This window comes from Cryptosporangium arvum DSM 44712, from assembly GCF_000585375.1.
Taxonomy (GTDB): domain Bacteria; phylum Actinomycetota; class Actinomycetes; order Mycobacteriales; family Cryptosporangiaceae; genus Cryptosporangium; species Cryptosporangium arvum.
The window spans coordinates 5831990-5847766 of sequence record NZ_KK073874.1; the positions used below are offsets into that span (position 1 = coordinate 5831990).

At 73.4% G+C, this 15777-nt stretch carries 16 protein-coding genes; 6 read left to right on the forward strand and 10 right to left on the reverse strand.

The window, feature by feature from the left end:
* Nucleotides 1–4 precede the first annotated feature (4 nt).
* The 4 genes from CRYAR_RS26740 to CRYAR_RS26755 are packed head-to-tail and all read right to left on the reverse strand — an operon-like array spanning nucleotide 5 to nucleotide 2596.
* The gene (locus CRYAR_RS26740) at nucleotides 5–394 is read right to left on the reverse strand and encodes a GntR family transcriptional regulator (RefSeq protein WP_035856052.1); all 390 of its coding nucleotides are present in this window, start codon (nucleotides 392–394) and stop codon (nucleotides 5–7) included.
* On the reverse strand, nucleotides 391–1032 hold the full coding sequence (locus CRYAR_RS43700; protein WP_051570993.1) for a hypothetical protein: 642 nt from the start codon (nucleotides 1030–1032) through the stop codon (nucleotides 391–393). The genes CRYAR_RS26740 and CRYAR_RS43700 overlap by 4 nt, the downstream gene beginning before the upstream one ends.
* The gene (locus tag CRYAR_RS26750) at nucleotides 1029–1715 is read right to left on the reverse strand and encodes a hypothetical protein (RefSeq protein ID WP_035856055.1); all 687 of its coding nucleotides are present in this window, start codon (nucleotides 1713–1715) and stop codon (nucleotides 1029–1031) included. The genes CRYAR_RS43700 and CRYAR_RS26750 overlap by 4 nt, the downstream gene beginning before the upstream one ends.
* Nucleotides 1712–2596 (reverse strand): ABC transporter ATP-binding protein, encoded by an 885-nt coding sequence (locus CRYAR_RS26755; RefSeq protein ID WP_035856058.1) that lies wholly within the window; start codon nucleotides 2594–2596, stop codon nucleotides 1712–1714. The genes CRYAR_RS26750 and CRYAR_RS26755 overlap by 4 nt, the downstream gene beginning before the upstream one ends.
* Nucleotides 2597–2705: 109 nt before the next feature.
* On the opposite strand from CRYAR_RS26755, the gene CRYAR_RS26760 reads away from it, so the two are divergent.
* A complete protein-coding gene (locus CRYAR_RS26760; RefSeq protein ID WP_035856060.1) occupies nucleotides 2706–3947 on the forward strand; it encodes a bifunctional glycosyltransferase family 2/GtrA family protein in 1242 nt (413 codons plus the stop codon).
* Nucleotides 3947–6073 carry an ArnT family glycosyltransferase gene (locus CRYAR_RS26765; protein WP_084700976.1) on the forward strand — a complete coding sequence of 709 codons (2127 nt, stop codon included), beginning with the start codon at nucleotides 3947–3949 and terminating at the stop codon, nucleotides 6071–6073. Before CRYAR_RS26760 ends, CRYAR_RS26765 begins: the two co-directional genes overlap by 1 nt.
* 81 nt (nucleotides 6074–6154) lie before the next feature.
* Here the strand turns inward: CRYAR_RS26765 and CRYAR_RS26770 are convergent, their stop codons facing one another.
* Nucleotides 6155–7993: a toll/interleukin-1 receptor domain-containing protein gene (locus CRYAR_RS26770; RefSeq protein WP_084700978.1), complete on the reverse strand. Its 1839-nt coding sequence runs from the start codon at nucleotides 7991–7993 to the stop codon at nucleotides 6155–6157.
* A gap of 47 nt (nucleotides 7994–8040) precedes the next feature.
* A complete protein-coding gene (locus CRYAR_RS26775) occupies nucleotides 8041–9069 on the reverse strand; it encodes a TIGR03617 family F420-dependent LLM class oxidoreductase (protein ID WP_051572200.1) in 1029 nt (342 codons plus the stop codon).
* Between the two features lie 194 nt (nucleotides 9070–9263).
* Here CRYAR_RS26775 and CRYAR_RS26780 point away from each other — a divergent pair, with 194 nt between their 5' ends.
* The 3 genes from CRYAR_RS26780 (at nucleotide 9264) to CRYAR_RS26785 (ending at nucleotide 12189) form a co-directional block, all read left to right on the forward strand.
* A complete protein-coding gene (locus CRYAR_RS26780) occupies nucleotides 9264–10640 on the forward strand; it encodes an FAD-binding oxidoreductase (protein ID WP_035856069.1) in 1377 nt (458 codons plus the stop codon).
* 512 nt (nucleotides 10641–11152) lie between these two features.
* Nucleotides 11153–11344: a hypothetical protein gene (locus tag CRYAR_RS47560; protein ID WP_157018081.1), complete on the forward strand. Its 192-nt coding sequence runs from the start codon at nucleotides 11153–11155 to the stop codon at nucleotides 11342–11344.
* Nucleotides 11345–11463: 119 nt separating this feature from the next.
* Complete coding sequence (locus tag CRYAR_RS26785) at nucleotides 11464–12189, forward strand: S1 family peptidase (protein WP_245620507.1); 726 nt, start codon at nucleotides 11464–11466, stop codon at nucleotides 12187–12189.
* Between the two features lie 8 nt (nucleotides 12190–12197).
* Here CRYAR_RS26785 and CRYAR_RS26790 read toward each other — a convergent pair whose 3' ends face one another.
* A complete protein-coding gene (locus CRYAR_RS26790) occupies nucleotides 12198–12830 on the reverse strand; it encodes an MSMEG_1061 family FMN-dependent PPOX-type flavoprotein (RefSeq protein WP_051570994.1) in 633 nt (210 codons plus the stop codon).
* A 30-nt stretch (nucleotides 12831–12860) separates the two neighbouring features.
* On the opposite strand from CRYAR_RS26790, the gene CRYAR_RS26795 reads away from it, so the two are divergent.
* Entirely contained in the window at nucleotides 12861–13829 is a 969-nt protein-coding gene (locus CRYAR_RS26795; RefSeq protein ID WP_035856074.1) for a helix-turn-helix transcriptional regulator, read from the forward strand.
* A gap of 4 nt (nucleotides 13830–13833) precedes the next feature.
* Here the strand turns inward: CRYAR_RS26795 and CRYAR_RS26800 are convergent, their stop codons facing one another.
* From CRYAR_RS26800 to CRYAR_RS26810, 3 genes are read right to left on the reverse strand one after another with little or no spacing between them, the layout of a single operon-like run.
* Nucleotides 13834–14295 (reverse strand): DUF427 domain-containing protein, encoded by a 462-nt coding sequence (locus CRYAR_RS26800; RefSeq protein ID WP_035856076.1) that lies wholly within the window; start codon nucleotides 14293–14295, stop codon nucleotides 13834–13836.
* 44 nt (nucleotides 14296–14339) lie between these two features.
* Complete coding sequence (locus tag CRYAR_RS26805) at nucleotides 14340–15260, reverse strand: SDR family oxidoreductase (RefSeq protein WP_035866546.1); 921 nt, start codon at nucleotides 15258–15260, stop codon at nucleotides 14340–14342.
* A 43-nt stretch (nucleotides 15261–15303) separates the two neighbouring features.
* The gene (locus tag CRYAR_RS26810; RefSeq protein ID WP_035856080.1) at nucleotides 15304–15645 is read right to left on the reverse strand and encodes an STAS domain-containing protein; all 342 of its coding nucleotides are present in this window, start codon (nucleotides 15643–15645) and stop codon (nucleotides 15304–15306) included.
* Between the last annotated feature and the right edge of the window lie 132 nt (nucleotides 15646–15777).

Here is a 15777-nt window from a genome sequence, read left to right on the forward strand (position 1 = left end):
CGGATCACGCCACCTCGGTGAAGATCTCTCGGGTCGCGGTCGTGAACAGCGCGTTCACCGCCTCGCGGTCCAGGCCGGCGGTGCGGGCGGCGGTCAGCCACTCGCGCAGCGACTCGCGCAGTGCGGGATGGGCGTCGAGCGCCGGTGACGCCAGCGATCGGGTCACGAACGTTCCCTGGCCCTGCCGCGACTCCACCAGGCCCTCGCGCTCCAACTCGCGATACGCCTTGTGCACCGTGTTCGGGTTGATCGCCAGCGCGGCGACCACCGCGCGGGCGGTCGGCAGCTGGTCGCCGGCCCCGAGGACGCCGAGCCGCAGCGCGTCCTTCACCTGCTGCACCAGCTGAAGGTAGGTGGTGACGCCGGAGGTGCGGTCCAGGCGGAACTCGATCACGACGACGTCCCCCTCCGCGCGACGACCGCGAACGTCCCGGCGATCAGCAGCACCGCCGCGGCGCCGTACCAGCCGAGCTCGGCCCAGCGGACCTCCTGCCAGCGCCCCCACGATCCGTCGCCGTCGCGCACCTGGCCCCCCACGAACCGGACGAACGCGTACACCAGGAGCGTGACCAGCATGGCCGGTTCGACCCGTCCGATGACCGCGCCGACGAACGCGCCGAGCGCGACGGCGAACACCGCGAAGCCCAGGGCGGCCACCGACACGACGTCGTACCGGTAGTGGTCGTTGAACCGGCCGTCGAGCACCCACGCCAGGACCACCCGGACGGCGAGCGCGACCCCCAGCGTCGCCGCACCGAGCGTCAGCAGCGAGAGCGCCAGCCAGCGCAGGCGCGCGACCGGCCAGAGCAGATCGGCGGTGTGGTTCTCCAGCGGGCGGGCGAGCAGCGGCGCGCCCCAGAACACGCCGAGCGCGGCCGGGAGGAAGGCGGCCATCGAGCGGGTGGTGCTGCCGTTGTTCAAGGCGCCGACCAGCCCGTGGTGTTCCAGCAGCCCGATCAGCGCGAAGCCGGCGACGACGGCGGCCGCGCCGGCCAGCAGCGCGCGCTGCTGACGCCAGGTCACCCAGATCATGAGCGCGGCACCTTCCGGGTCATCCAGGCGAACGTCACCGCGAGCAGCACCGCGGCGAACACGTACAGGACCACGGCGAAGGCCAGCACCGTCCGGGGAGAACTCCCCGGGATGACGCTGTTCTCCTCCGGCACCAGGACCCGGACGATCGGCATCACCACTCCGCCGTACCAGACGAACAGGAAGCCCACGACCGTGACGGCCATCGCCGGCAGCGTGCGGCCGAGCACGGCGCCCGCGCAGAACCCGAGCGCCACGCTGAAGAGCAGGAACCCGATCCGGACCGCGCCGCCGCCGGGCCACCAGAGGTGGCGGATGAGGTCGCTGCCGGGCGGGAGCCGGAACGCGGCCCGCGCGCCGAGCGCCGTGACCACCGCGAGGGCCGGCACGGGCAGGATCCGGGCCGCAAGCCACACCGCCCGGGGCATCGACTGGGTGTAGGCCAGGTCGATCGTGCGGCGCTGCTGTTCGCGGGCGAGCATCGGCGCGGCGACACCGGCGCCGAACAACAGCGGGATGACGGCGGACGGCTGGGCGAAGTCGCCCGCCGCCAGGTACCAGGAGGCCAGCGGGCGCGGCCCGGTGACCACCGCAGCGTACGCCGCGACCAGCAGGGCCGACAGCACGGCCGGCCCGCGCAGCCGGCGCAGGTTGAGCCAGGTGAGGGTCGCGAAGCCGCTCATGCCGCCACCAGCTCCGGCGCGACGACGGCACCGGGGCTGCGCAGGTAGCCGAGGACGACGTCGGTGAGCGTCACCTCGTGCACGTCCCAGCGGGGGTCGACCGGCGCGGAGCTCCACCGCACCAGGACGGTGGCCTGGCGCTCGGTCGTGCGTGCCGAGACGACGGGGTGCGCGCCGACCCGGCCGCCCCCCGCGTACACCTCGGCCGGCCCGACCAGCAGCCGGTGACCGCCGATCAGGTCGTCGATCCGCCCGGAGACCTGGAGCGAACCCTCGTTGGTCAGCAGGAGCGAGTCGCAGACGTCGGTCAGCTCGGTGAGCACGTGCGAGGAGAGGACCACCGTGCAGCCCCGTTCCTCGACGGTCGCCATCAGCTCGCCGAGCAGCGCCGGGCGGGCGAGCGGGTCGAGGTCGGCCATCGGCTCGTCGAGCAGGACGACATCGGCCCGTTTGCCGAGCGCGAGCGCGATCGCGACCTGGGTGCGCTGGCCGCCGGAGATCCGGCCGACGCCGCGGTCGAGCGGGATACCGAGCCCGCGGAGGCGCTCGGTGGTGCCGCGCCGATCGAAGCCGGGGTTCGTCGCGGCCCCGAACCGGACCATCTCGGCGACGGTGAACCCGTCGTAGAGCGGTTTGGTCTGGCCGACGTAGGCGATCCGGTCACGCACGCGCCCGGGCGCGGCTCCGTCGATCCGGACGACGCCCTCGCTGGGCCGGGTCAGCCCGGCGGCCAGGCGCAGCAACGTCGACTTGCCGGAGCCGTTCGCACCGACCAGCGCGACCACACTTCCCGGCGGCACCGCGAACGAGCAGTCACGCAATCCCCAGCGCCGGAGCCCGTACCGCTTGCCGAGCCCCGTCGTCTCCAGCGTCGACGTCATGCGACCTCCCTCGTCTCTACTAAAGTACTAGCACATTAGTAGTTAGGTTCACAGCGAGTGCCCAGCCCAGCCCCATTCGCTCGACAGGTCCGCGGTCGATTGTCGGAGCATGACGATCACGACCCTCGATGAGGACGCGGTACAAGTCGCCGCCAAGGCCGGCCGGGCCGTGCTCGACGTAGTGATCCCGGTCCACAACGAAGAGCACGACATCGAGGGCTCGGTGCGGCGCCTTCACTCCCACCTGACCGCGACGTTCCCCTACCCGTTCCGGATCACCGTCGCCGACAACGCGAGCACCGACAACACCTATGCGATCGCCCACTGGCTGGCCGGGCAGCTGTCCGGCGTCGCGGCCGTGCACCTACCGGAGAAGGGCCGCGGACGGGCGCTCAAGGCGGTCTGGTCGGCCTCGGACGCACCGATCCTGGCCTACATGGACGTCGATCTGTCGACCGATCTCGCGGCGCTGTTGCCGCTGGTCGCGCCACTGATCTCGGGCCACTCCGACCTGGCCATCGGCACCCGGCTGTCCCGGGCCTCCCGGGTGGTGCGCGGAGCCAAGCGCGAGGTGATCTCGCGCTGCTACAACCTGATCCTGCGCGGCACGCTCCAGGCCGGCTTCTCCGACGCGCAGTGCGGGTTCAAGGCGATCCGACGCGACGTCGCCGGGCGCCTGCTGCCCCTGGTGGAGGACACCGGCTGGTTCTTCGACACCGAGATGCTGGTGCTGGCCGAGCGCGCCGGGCTGCGGATCCACGAGGTGCCGGTGGACTGGGTCGACGACCCGGACAGCCGGGTGGACATCGTGGCCACGGCCGTCGCCGACCTCAAAGGAGTCTGGCGCCTCGGGCGGGGTCTGGCCACCGGCGCGGTGCCGCTGCACACCGTGCGCGCGTCGCTGAAGACGCCCGAGGTCGCGCCCGGCGTCGAATCCCGGCTGGTGCGCCAGCTGATCCGGTTCGGCGGGGTCGGGGTCGCGAGCACGCTGGCCTACCTCGTGCTCTACGTGGCGCTGCGCGGCGTGGTGGGCGCGTTCACCGCGAACCTGCTCGCGCTGCTGGTCACCGCGGTCGCCAACACCGCCGCGAACCGGCGGCTCACGTTCGGCGTCCGGGGTGCCGGCCGGCGCGGGCGGCAGCACTTCGAGGGGCTGCTCGTGTTCGGGCTCGGCCTGGCGCTGACCACCGGCGCGCTCTCGGTGCTGCACGCGGCGGTGAGCGCTCCCGGCCGCGGCGTCGAACTGGCCGTCCTGATCGGCGCGAACCTCGCCGCGACGATCCTCCGCTTCCTCCTCTTCCGCGCCTGGGTCTTCCACCCCCGGCGCACGGCTCCGATCCGGGAACAGTGATGACCGCTCTGACCTCGGGGCCCCGCCCCGCCCTCGCCGACCCCGCGCCCGAGCGCCCGAGCGGCCGGTTCGCCCGGCTGCTCCGCGGCCGCGAGGACGATCCGCGCTGGATCCGGCCGGCGCTGCTGGTGCTGCTGGCCGGCACCGCGGCGCTCTATCTCTGGGATCTCGGCTCGTCCGGGTGGGCCAACAGCTTCTACTCGGCGGCGGTGCAGGCCGGCACCGAGAGCTGGAAGGCCTTCTTCTTCGGCTCCTCGGACGCGGCCAACTTCATCACCGTCGACAAGACCCCCGCCGCCCTGTGGGTCATGGAGCTCTCGGCCCGGATCTTCGGCGTCAACGCCTGGAGCATCCTGGTGCCGCAGGCCCTCGAGGGCGTCGCCGGCGTCGGGCTGCTGTACCTGGCCGTGCGCCGGTGGTCGGGCCCGGTCGCGGGGCTGATCGCGGGTGCGGTGCTGGCGCTGACGCCGGTCGCCACGCTGATGTTCCGGTTCAACAACCCCGACGCGCTGCTCGTGCTGCTGCTGATCGGCGCCGTCTACGCGACGATGCGCGCGATCGAGGCCGCCGCGGTGCGCGCCGGCACCCGCTGGCTCGCGCTGGCCGGTGTGCTGATCGGGTTCGGCTTCCTCACCAAGATGCTGCAGGCGTTCGTCGTCGTGCCGGTGCTGGCGATCGTGTACCTGGTGGTCGCGCCGACGTCGGTGCGCCGGCGGCTGTTCCAGCTCGTGGTCGCGTTCGTGGCCCTGATCGCCGCGGCCGGCTGGTGGGTGCTGATCGCCGAGCTGTGGCCGGCCTCGAGCCGCCCGTACATCGGTGGTTCGCAGACCAACAGCGTGCTCGACCTGGTGCTGGGCTACAACGGGCTGGGCCGACTCTCCGGCGACGAGGCCGGCAGCGTCACGCCCGGCGGCGGAGGCGCGGGTTCCTGGGGTGAGACCGGCCTGCTGCGCCTGTTCAACTCCGAGTTCGGCACTCAGGCCAGCTGGCTGATCCCGGCGGCGCTGGTATTGCTGGTGGCGGTGCTCGGGTTCACCGCGCGGGCCCCGCGGACCGACCGGACCCGCGCGGCGATGCTGCTGTGGGGCGGCTGGCTGGTGCTCACCGGGCTGATCTTCAGCTTCATGCAAGGCATCATCCACCCGTACTACACGGTGGCCCTGGCGCCGGCGATCGGTGCGGTGGTGGGCATCGGTGCGGTGTCGGTGTGGACGCTGCGCGGCGAGGACGCCGCTCGGGCCGTGCTCGCCGTCGCGATGGGCGCGACCGCGGTCTGGGCGTTCGTGCTGCTCGGCCGGGCCGACTGGCAGCCGTGGCTGCGGTGGGTGGTGCTGGTCGGCGGGCTGGGCGTCGCGGCCGGGCTCGCGTTCACGCCCCGGCTCGCGCGCCGGGTGGCGATCGCGATGGCGGCCGCCGCGCTGCTGCTCGGTGTCGCGGCTCCCGCCGCGTACGCCGTGCAGACCGCGTCGCAGCCGCACTCCGGCGCGATTCCGAGTGCGGGTCCGTCCGGTGGCTTCGCTGGCTTCGGCGGACGTCAGGCCGGCGGGCCCGGGGGCACGGGCACCCGCGGCGGCATGCCCGGCGGCGGGCAGCCGGGCCAGCTAGCGGGCGGGAACGGGAACCAGCTACCGGGCGGGAACGCGAACCCGTTGCCCGGCGGGAACGGGAACCAGCAGCAGTGGCCGGGCGGCTCCCGGGGCAACGGGTTCGGCGGACAGCCGGGCGGGCCGTCGATGGGCGGCGGGAACCTGCTCACCGGCAGCACACCCAGCGCCGAGCTCACCGCGCTGCTGACCGCGGACGCGTCCGACTACACCTGGGTCGCCGCGACCGTCGGGTCGAACGCGGCGTCGGGCTACCAGCTGGCCACCGGCGACCCGGTGATGGCGCTCGGCGGCTTCAACGGCACCGACCCCACCCCGACGCTCGCCGCCTTCCAGCAGTACGTGAGCGAGGGCCGGATCCACTACTTCGTCTCCGGCGGCGGCGGCTTCGGAAACCGCGGCGGCGAGGGAACGTCGTCGCAGATCACGCAGTGGGTGGAGGAGAACTTCACCGCGACGACCGTCGGCGGAGTCACCGTCTACGACCTGACCCGGCCGAGCGCCGGAACCACCGGGTCCTGACGCGACCAGGAGAGCCGGTGGCGCGCGACCGCGCCACCGGCTTCTCGCGGTCCCCGGCACCTGCCGGGTGGAACTCGCGACCTAGGACGCGCAGGTGTCGTGGTACTCGACGCCCGGCGCGTAGGACTCCCAGACGTCCCGGGGCAGTGCCCCGCCGGCTCGGCGGCACGCCTCGCCGGTCAGGGCGGCGTCGCCGTCGGGCACCGCGGCCGGGGCCGGGTCCCAGCGCACGACGCTCCCGTCGGCCGAGACGCTGCGCAGCGTGGTGCCCTGGAACGCCACGTCGAGCACGGTTCCGTGCTGCACCGACACCGACGTCACGGCGGCGCGGGTGCCGGTGTCCCAGACCGTGACGGTGCCGTTCGCGCCGCCGCCGGCCAGGCGTTTCCCGTCGGCCGACCAGCCGAGCACGGTGGGCCGGCCGGTCCCGCGCACCGCGGCCGGTGTGCCGGGCGCGGACGGCTCCGCGACGTCGACGAGCCGGACGCCGGTGCCGGTCGCCACCGCGAGCCGCTGCCCGTCGGGGCTGAACACCAGGTCGGCGACGTCGGGAAGGCCGTCGATCGTCGCCAGTTGCGCGGTCGGCGTCCCGTCGGCGACGGCCCAGATCCGCACCGTCCCGCTCCGGGCGTAGGCGAGCAGGTCCTCGCTGAACGCCACCGCGGTGACCGGTTCGGTGCCGCCGCCGATGACACCGCGGGGCGCCGGTGCCGACGGGACCGACACGTCCCAGAGGCGGACCTGACCGGCCGGTCCCCCGGTCGCGAGCGTCCGGCCGTCGGGGGCGAAGCCGAGCGCGCTGACGCCGGTGAGCGGCACCGTGCCGACGCGGCGCGGGGTGCCGGTGAGATCCCAGAGCTCGGTGTCGACGGCGGCGATCCGCTCGCTCGCGGCCAGCCGGGTGCCCGTCACCGCGGTCCGGGCGCCCTGCCGGAACGGATCGAGGCTCCACGACGACAGCGCGCCGTCGGGCCCCCGGGTGAGCAGGACGCCGGGGTTCAGGACGGCCGCGTCCACGGGGCCACCGGTGGTCACCGCACCGGCGAACGGCGTCGCGCGCAGCGCCTCGGTGAGCGCCGCCGAGGCCTCCGGGCCGGGCGTCAGGTAGCGGGCCGCGAGACCGGTCTGCAGCGCGCGGCCCGGGTCGCTCGTGCGGAGCCGGACGGCGTCGCGCAGGAACGCGCTCGCCGCCATCGCCCGCACGTCGGCGGCCGCGCGCTCGTGCGCCCGCGCCTCGGAGCGGCCGTCGACGACCGCGACGCCGGAGATCACCAGCGACACCACGAGCAGCAGGGCCAGCACCGCGATCGCGCTCAGCGCGGCGCGCCGGGCACGCCCACGTTCCCGCACGTCACGGCCCAGCAGTTCGCGCCGGGACGTGTGCACGATCGGCGCGGCGATCGTGGCGACCTCGGACCGGAAGTCGGGGTCGTGGATCGAGAGGTCGTCCCGGCCGACCGCCCACCGCAGGTCGACGTACCGGGGCCGCGCCGCGTAGCGGCCGGACAGCGCCCGCGGTAGGCAGTCGGTGCGCGACCAGTCGAAGTCGTCGCGGCCCCAGTGGACCTCGCCGTCGAGCAGCACGAGGATCAGCCGGTCGATCGGGTTGGGGGCGTCACCGGGCTGCAGCGCCGCGGTGCCGGCGCCGCTGAGCCAGTGTCCGACCTCGCGCTCGACCCAGCGCGAGCGCGCCGCCTTCGGGGACGCGAGCAGGATCAGGTAGCGGGAGGCGTCCAGCTCGGTGAACAGGTCGGAACGCAGGGAGCCGCTGGGTTCGGTGTCGGTGGTGTCGCGGTGGACCGACAGCGTGCCCGTTCCGTACCACGGGGTGCCGATCGTCCGGATCGCACGCTGGAGCGCCGAGGCCACGCCGGTGCCCTCGGCCCATGCATAGGTAATGAAAGCGTCATGCGCCGCCATCGGTCACCTTTCGCCCCGGAGGCGGCTCACGGTAGCGACCCCGCCGGCTAGCCGATCCGCCCCGGGTGACCTGGCCGAACGTCTGAATCACGCACGGCGGTGCGCAGGGCCGTGGCGACCTCGGCGATCAGGTCGTCGTCGATGGCGTAACCGGGGAAGTACGCGCAGATCCGGTCGCAGTCGCCGTACCGGGCGACGATCTCGGCCGCGACCTGGTCGGGGGTGCCGCACACCGCGAGCGTGTCGACCATCTCGTCGGTGATCAGCTCGGCCATCGACGCCCACTCGCCACGCTTCGAGCGGGCATTGAGCTCGGGCTGCAGGTCACCCCAGCCCTCGACGTCGAGCACCGGGCGGTAGGCGGGCGTGGAGCCGTAGAAGGCCAGCAGCCCGCGGACCGCGCGTTCGGGGCCGGTGCGCCCGACGCCGACGATCACCTCGGCGGTCACCTCGAACTCCGCCCGCTCGCGGGCCAGCCCCGCGCGGATCGCCGGCCAGGTGCGCTCACGCATGTGCCGGGCGGAGTTGAACGGCATCACCAGGACGCCGTCCGCGACCTCGGCCGCCATCCGGTTCATCCGCGGCCCGAGCGCTCCGACGAGCACCTTCGGGACGCCGTAGGGGTTCGGGCCCGGGTTGAACGTCGGCGGCATCAGCGTGTGGCGGGTGTACTCGCCGCGGAAGTCCAGCCGGGTGCCGTCCTGCCAGCTACGCAGGATCGCCCGGGTGGCCCGCACCCATTCACGCATCTGGGCGACCGGCCGGCCCCACGGCGCGCCGTAGCGGTTCTCCACGTGCGCCCGGACCTGCGAGCCGAGCCCCAGCCGGAACCGCCCCCGGGAGAGCAGGTGCAGGTCGTAGGCCGCGTGCGCGAGGTGCACGGGGCTGCGCGGGAACGCGATCGCGACGTTCGTCATCAGGTCGAGCTCGCAGACCGGCGCCGCGGCGACCAGCGGGAAGAACAGGTCGTGCGAGTTCTCGAACGTGAAGACGCCGTCCACACCGGCGGCCTCGAGCGCCCGCGCGCGGTCGGCGGCGTCGACGACGGAGTCCGAGAGCATCACGTCGAGTTTCAGCACGCCCCTGATGCTGCCGGTTCCGAGACGCCCCGGGAGCATCTCTTACACAGTGGAACGAACTGTCAGGCGCAGCCGCCCACCATGTTCGCGCAGCCGCGCGCGAGGCTCGTCACCCCACCGACCGCGGTCTCCCGGGCATTCCCCCTAGCCCGACACTCGCGGTAGAGCTGGACACACGGCAGGATCGAACGATGCTTGTCGACGAACTGCGTGCGGCGCTCGGTGCGGAGCGCCTGATCGAGGACCCCGACGTGCAGGCGTCGTACGCACGCGACGAGGCCGCGTGGGCGCCGGCCGGCGCACCGCTGCTCGTCGTCCGCGCCCGCACCACCGACGACGTCCGGACGGTCGTCCAGGCCTGCCTGCGCCACCGCGTGCCGGTCGTTCCGCGCGGTGCCGGCACCGGCCTCTCCGGCGGTGCGAACGCCGTCGACGGGTGCGTCGTGCTCTCCACCGAGCAGATGACCGACATCGTCGAGATCAACCCGACCGAACGGCTCGCGGTCGTCCAGCCGGGCGTCGTGAACGACCACCTGCGTGCGGCCGCGGCGGAACACGGCCTGTGGTACCCGCCCGACCCGGCGAGCGCGCCCTGGTCGACGATCGGCGGCAACGTCGCCACCAACGCCGGTGGGCTGTGCTGCGTGAAGTACGGCGTCACCCGGGACTACGTGCTGGCGCTGGAGGTCGTGACCGGCACCGGCGAACGGGTGCGCCTCGGCCGCCGCACCGCGAAGGGCGTCGCCGGGTACGACCTGGCCGGGCTGATCGTCGGCTCCGAGGGCACGCTCGGCATCGTCACCGAGATCACCGTGCGGCTGCGCCCGGCCCGCGCCCCGGAGCACACCGTGGCCGGGTACTTCGCGTCGCTGGTCGCGGCGGGCGAGGCGGTCCGCGCCGTGGGCGAGGCCGGCGTCGTGCCGTCCGCGCTCGAGCTCGTCGACCGGCACTGCCTGGAGGCCGTCGACGCCTGGAAGAACATGGGTCTCTCGGCCGACGCCGACGTGATCCTGCTCGGCCGCACCGACGCGCCCGGCCTGGCCGGCGAGGAGGAGGCGGCCGCCATGCTCGCCTGCTTCGAACGTGCCGGAGCCACCTGGGCCGCCCGGTCGACCGACCAGGAGGAGGCCGACGCGCTCTTCGCGGCCCGCAGGCTGGCCTACCCCGCGCTCGAGCGGCTGGGCCCGGTGCTCACCGAGGACGTCTGCGTCCCCCGGGCCGCGGTGCCGGAGATGCTCGGCCGGATCGAGGCGACCGCCCGGCGCCACGACGTGCTCATCGCCAACGTCGCCCACGCCGGCGACGGCAACCTGCACCCGCTGATCATCACCCCCGCCGGCGACGACGCGGCCCGCCGCCGGGCCCAGGGCGCGTTCGAACAGATCATCGCCGACGCGCTGGAGCTGGGCGGAACGGTCACCGGTGAACACGGCGTCGGGCTGCTGAAGCGCGACGGGCTCGAGCAGGAGCTGGCGCCCGCGGTGCAGGCGATGCACCACGCGGTGAAGCAGGCGCTCGACCCGGCCGGCATCCTCAACCCCGGCAAGGTGTTCGCCCGGCGTGCGTGAAGTCCTGCTCCCGCCCGAGCTCGGGTCCGCGGAGTTCCGGCGGCATCCCGGAGATCGACCCGGAACGCGCGGAGCCGGTCGGGATCGAGGTCACGCCTCGCCCGGGCGTCCCCATCGAGCGGCCGGCACGACCTTGATCGCCACGAGGACAGTGGCCCGCCCGGGGTGCGTCCGCAGGCCGCTCGCCCGGGGCGGGAACCGGACGCCCGGCCCCGCAGATCTGTCGGACCGGCCTCGAGGTCGAGCAGCCCGGCGACGTCGTCGACCGACCGGCGCAGCGGGCGCGGGAGCACACCCATCTCGGCGAGGCCGGCCTGAACCCGTCGAAGCTCCGGGCGAGAACCTGCCGCCGCAGGCCGCGCAGCGAATCCACCACCGTCAGCGTCGCTCCCGGGCTGCCACGCCCACGTCGACGCGGAGGAGGGGCGTCACCACACCCGGTCACCGTTGTGAACGGAAATCAGATTCGGCATTGGGACGTAAACGGCGGCCGGCGGATCTAGCGTGGGGTGATGGGCGTCACGGTGGGAAGCGCCGCGATCGAGTGGGGCTGGATCGTGCGTGGCCGGCCGTGGTGCGTGCACGACGCCGGTGGGGTCGAGGCGGATGACGCGCAGCACCTGGCGTGTGCGGAGTGTGGCGCGGTGTGGTGGCAGCACGGCACCCCGCCACCACCCCGGGGCGACTCTCCCCACACCAGGTGACAAAAATCCGTCCATTCACGAGCGTTACGCTCAGTTCCACGCTAGGAAGGTGAGCGACGATCACCGACTGAAGGGTCCTCATGCGCTCGCTCCCGGCTCTCGCTCTGTCCGCTGTCACCGTGGGTGCAGTGCTCTTCGTGGGGAGCGCGCCCGCGCAGGCGGTGGCCAACGGCGTGCCGGTCGACGAGGGCCAGTACCGGTTCGCGACCAAGCTGACGATGACCGGCATCCCGACGCCGGACGGCGCGACCAGGGACAGCGCGTGTTCGGGGGCGCTGGTGGCTCCGCAGTGGATCCTCACCGCCGGGCACTGCTTCCACGACGTGGACGGCAACCTGGTGAGCGGCCCGGTGCCCTACGACACGGTCGCGACGCTGGGCCGGGTGCACGCCACCGGCGAGGGCGGCGTCGACCTGAAGGTCGTCGAGGTGGCGCAGTCGCCGGTGAACGACATCTCGCTGGCCAAGCTGGAGCGGCCGGTGGACGGGATCGAGCCGATCCGGCCGGCCTCGTCGGCACCGACCGCGGGTGAGGTGCTGCGCCTGACCGGGTGGGGTGCGCTCGACGGGGTGTCGGCCCAGCCGGCCGAGCAGCTGCAGACCGGGCTGGTCGAGGTGAAGAACGTCGCCGACGTGACGGTCGGCGTCTCGGGCAAGGAGCCGTCGCCGAGCACCGGTGCGTGCCTGTTCGACTCCGGGGCGCCCTACTTCCGCGAGACGGCCGAGGGCGTCGAGGTGGTGTCGACCGAGAGCACCGGCCCGGACTGCCCGCACGACCTGGAGGAGACGACCGCGCGGGTGGACGCGGCCGCCGACTGGATCCGCACCACGGTCGAGGGTTCCTGACCGGACGGTCAGGCCGTCGGGTAGCGCTTCTCCACACCCGGGAGCGGCTCCGGCCAGTACGCCGACTGGCTGAAGAAGATCTCCTTCACCGTCGGCAGGTCCTCCGAGGACGGCCACGTGTCGGGCTTCCAGATCCCGCCCCGCGTCGGCGCCTGCCCGCAGTGCAGGAACATCTCGTCCACCTCGACGACCGTCGCCAGGCGCGGTGACGTCCCCTGGTCGCCGTCGAGGCGGGAGCCCGGCAGGTCGGCCAGGAACGGCGCGTCACGCACGATCGTCGCGCGCCCGTTGAGCCGCACCGTCTCCCGGTAGCCCGGCACCAGGAAGATCAGGCCGACCGACGAGCGCTCGACGATGTTGCGGAAGCTGTCGATCCGGCGGTTGCCGGGCCGGTCGCCGAACGCGATGTGCCGCTCGTCGAGCACCAGCACGCCGCCCGGCTTCTCGCCCCGCGGCGACACGTCGAGGCGCCCGTCGGCGCTCACGGTGGCCAGCAGGAAGTACGTCGAGAACGACAGGAATCGCCGGGTCTCCTCGTCGATCACCGAGATCGACTTCTGCTTCATGTGGGGGTGGGGGTCGGGGATCAGCTCCCGCAGCTCCGCCACGCTGACGACCGGCTTCCCCAGGTCAGGGGTCATGAGGCGCTCACGAAGGCTAACCTAACAAGGGTGCGCGCGGAACGTCTGGTCGCCCTCCTGTTCATCCTCCAGCGGCGCTCGGCGGCGACCGTTCCGGAGCTCGCCGAGGCCGTCGGCGTCTCCGAGCGCACCCTGCACCGCGACCTTGTCGCTCTGCGCGACGCCGGTGTCCCGCTCTGGACCGAGACCGGCCGCCACGGCGGGGTGCGGCTCGTCGAGGGCTGGCGTTCGCGCCTGGACGGCCTCACCTCACGCGAGGCGGTGGCCCTGCTGGCGATGGGCGCCCCGCAGGCCCTCGCGCAGCTGGGCCTGGGCACCGCGGTCACGGCCGCGCACGCCAAGGTCGCCGCCACGCTGCCGCCGGAGCTGCGCGACCAGGCCGAACACCTGGCTCAGCGCTTCCTCCTGGACGCACCGGACTGGTTCCGCACCGCCGACGGCACCGACCACCTGGCCACCGTCGCGGGTGCGGTCTGGCACTCCCGCCGGCTCCGGATCTCCTACCGCCGCGAGACCGGCACCGTGGAGCGCACGGTCGACCCGCTGGGGCTCGTCCTCAAGGCCGGCGTCTGGTACCTGGTCGCGGCGGTCGAGGGCACCGTCCGCACCTACCGGGTCGGTCGCGTCACGTCGGCCGACGAGCTAGACGAGCCCGCCGAGCGCCCCGGGTCGTTCCACCTGGCCGAGTGGTGGGAGACCTCGTCGGCGGCGTTCGAACGGTCGCTGCAACGCACCGACGTGCGGGTCCGGCTGAGCCCTCGCGGCTACCGCTGGCTCCCGAAGACCCTTCCGGCCGACGTCGCCGAGCAGGCGCTCGCCACCGCGGGCCCACCGGGTCCCGACGGCTGGCGCGAGGTCACGCTCGGGCTCGAGTCGCCCGACGTCGCGGTGGGTCAGCTCCTCCCGCTGGCCACCGAGGTGGAGATCCTCACGCCGGCCGCGGTCCGGGCGTCCTTCGCGCGGATCGCGGCCGAGATCGCCCGCCGCCACGGCGGGTGAGCGCTCACCAGCCCAGCGTGCCCGGCGCGCCTTTGAACGGGCCGGTGACGTCGGCGGTGATCCAGCCGCCGTAGAAGTCGCCGTCCTGCGGCTGGACCACCTCGCCGGCCACCCGGCACTCGTCGACCCGGCTCGGGTAGAAGGCCACCGCGTCGGTGAGCTCGGCGTACGCGGGCGTGGGGTCCGGGTACGACCAGCCTGCCCGCCGCACCCGGGTCTCCCCCACGACGACGTCCCAGTACTCGGCGATGCCTTTGAACTCGCAGAACGACCGGCCGTCCCCGGGTTCCAGCGCCCCGGCGGCGATGTCGTCGCGGGGCACGTAGTACACCGGCGGGTGCGAGGTCTCCAGGACCCGCCAGCACCGGTCGCTGTCGACGATCGTCCGGCCCGCGTGCACGATCGTGACCCGGCTCGCGGTTCGCTCGAGGCGCGGCGGGCGGGGGTAGTCCCAGACTGACTCCATCGGCTCAGCCTGCCAGCCCGGCCGCCGGGCCGCAGAACGGCGGACTACCGGTACTTCGCGACCGTCTCCGCGTCGGCGGGCCGCCCCGCCCGCTCGACCTCGATCATGTAGCGCCAGCCGTCCGGACGGCTGCCGTCGACGTCGTCGATGCCGTACCGCTTCGCGAGCAGGCCGCTGTCGAGCGACTGCCCGCTGAGCGCGTGCCGGTCCGGATCGGCGGCGAGCGCGGCGACCGTGCGCCCGGCGAACGTCGGCGTCTCGGAGATCGCGAAGTGCGGCGTCGTGGCCAGCGCGTCGCGCCAGTTGTCCTCGCGCACGCCGAACGCCTCGAGCATCGCCTCCGACCGCAGCCACCCGGGCGAGAACGCGACCGCGGTGCCGCCGGACGGGGCCAACTCGAACGCCTCGGCCTTGACCAGCTGGTGCGCGGCGGTCTTGGCTACGTAGAACGCCGTCGACGTGCCCTGGCGGAACACCGCGTCGTACTCAGGGATCCCGTCGGTCAGCTCGACGACCAGGCCGTCCCCCGCCGCGACGACGAGCGGGAACAACACGTGTGCGGTGATCACGTGGGCGTCGATCGCGAGGTGGAGCATGCGGAGGCTCGCGTCCAGGTCGTGTTCCCAGACCGGCTTGCCCCACTGCAGGTGGTGGTCACCGCCCCAGACGCCGTCCACCAGGACGTCGAGCCGTCCGTGCGCGGCCCCGATCGTGGCGGCCAGGCCACGCACGTCGTCGGGGACCAGGTGGTCGACACGGATCGCGGTGCCCTTCCCGCCGGCGGCCTCGACCAGCGCGACGGTCTCCTCGATCGTTTCCGGCCGGTCGACCTCGGAGCGACCGGCCGACGTCGACCGGCCGGTGACGTAGACGAACGCGCCGGCCCGGCCGAGTTCGACGGCGATCGCGCGGCTGGCCCCGCGGGTGCCGCCGGCGACGAGAGCGATCTTTCCGGTGAGATCCATGGACACCAGCGTCACCGCAAACCCTGACAGCGCACGACAGGGTTTACCGCACGGGAAGAGAGACCATCCCGTTCATGCCGGTACGGATGAGAATCTCACGGATGAAATCGGGCAGTCCGCTGATGATCACCGGCGAATACACCCGCTCGACCAGCCCGGAGAGGAAGTTCAGCGCGGTGGCTCCGAAGAACGTCACCGCGGACAGGTCGACGACCACCCGGTCGTCGCGCCCGGCCACGGTGCGGACCCGGTCCAGCACGGCCGCGTGCTCGAGGTCGATCGCACCACGCAACCAGACCAGCAGCAGCCGGTCGTAGCGGACCCACTGCACGGCGTCGGGCTGGGAGGGGGTCGCCAACGGAGCCGGAGGAAAGACGTCGTCCACGGAACTCCTGCATTCAGTCGTCGTCGAACGGTGTTCGTCGTACGGGCCGACTGCTTGACCTCGGGAACAGCCCGCAACCGGACGTTCCACCTCTCATTCTGACGCAACCGGCGACCACCGGCACCTCGGAAC

Coding starts and splice junctions, on each gene's coding strand:
- CRYAR_RS26770 (WP_084700978.1), bottom strand. CDS start 7,993: ATGGCGGCGCATGACGCTTTCATTACCTATGCATGGGCCGAGGGCACC.
- CRYAR_RS26760 (WP_035856060.1), top strand. CDS start 2,706: ATGACGATCACGACCCTCGATGAGGACGCGGTACAAGTCGCCGCCAAG.
- CRYAR_RS26800 (WP_035856076.1), bottom strand. CDS start 14,295: ATGGAGTCAGTCTGGGACTACCCCCGCCCGCCGCGCCTCGAGCGAACC.
- CRYAR_RS26780 (WP_035856069.1), top strand. CDS start 9,264: ATGCTTGTCGACGAACTGCGTGCGGCGCTCGGTGCGGAGCGCCTGATC.
- CRYAR_RS43700 (WP_051570993.1), bottom strand. CDS start 1,032: ATGATCTGGGTGACCTGGCGTCAGCAGCGCGCGCTGCTGGCCGGCGCG.
- CRYAR_RS26755 (WP_035856058.1), bottom strand. CDS start 2,596: ATGACGTCGACGCTGGAGACGACGGGGCTCGGCAAGCGGTACGGGCTC.
- CRYAR_RS26790 (WP_051570994.1), bottom strand. CDS start 12,830: ATGACCCCTGACCTGGGGAAGCCGGTCGTCAGCGTGGCGGAGCTGCGG.
- CRYAR_RS26765 (WP_084700976.1), top strand. CDS start 3,947: ATGACCGCTCTGACCTCGGGGCCCCGCCCCGCCCTCGCCGACCCCGCG.
- CRYAR_RS26750 (WP_035856055.1), bottom strand. CDS start 1,715: ATGAGCGGCTTCGCGACCCTCACCTGGCTCAACCTGCGCCGGCTGCGC.
- CRYAR_RS47560 (WP_157018081.1), top strand. CDS start 11,153: ATGGGCGTCACGGTGGGAAGCGCCGCGATCGAGTGGGGCTGGATCGTG.
- CRYAR_RS26805 (WP_035866546.1), bottom strand. CDS start 15,260: ATGGATCTCACCGGAAAGATCGCTCTCGTCGCCGGCGGCACCCGCGGG.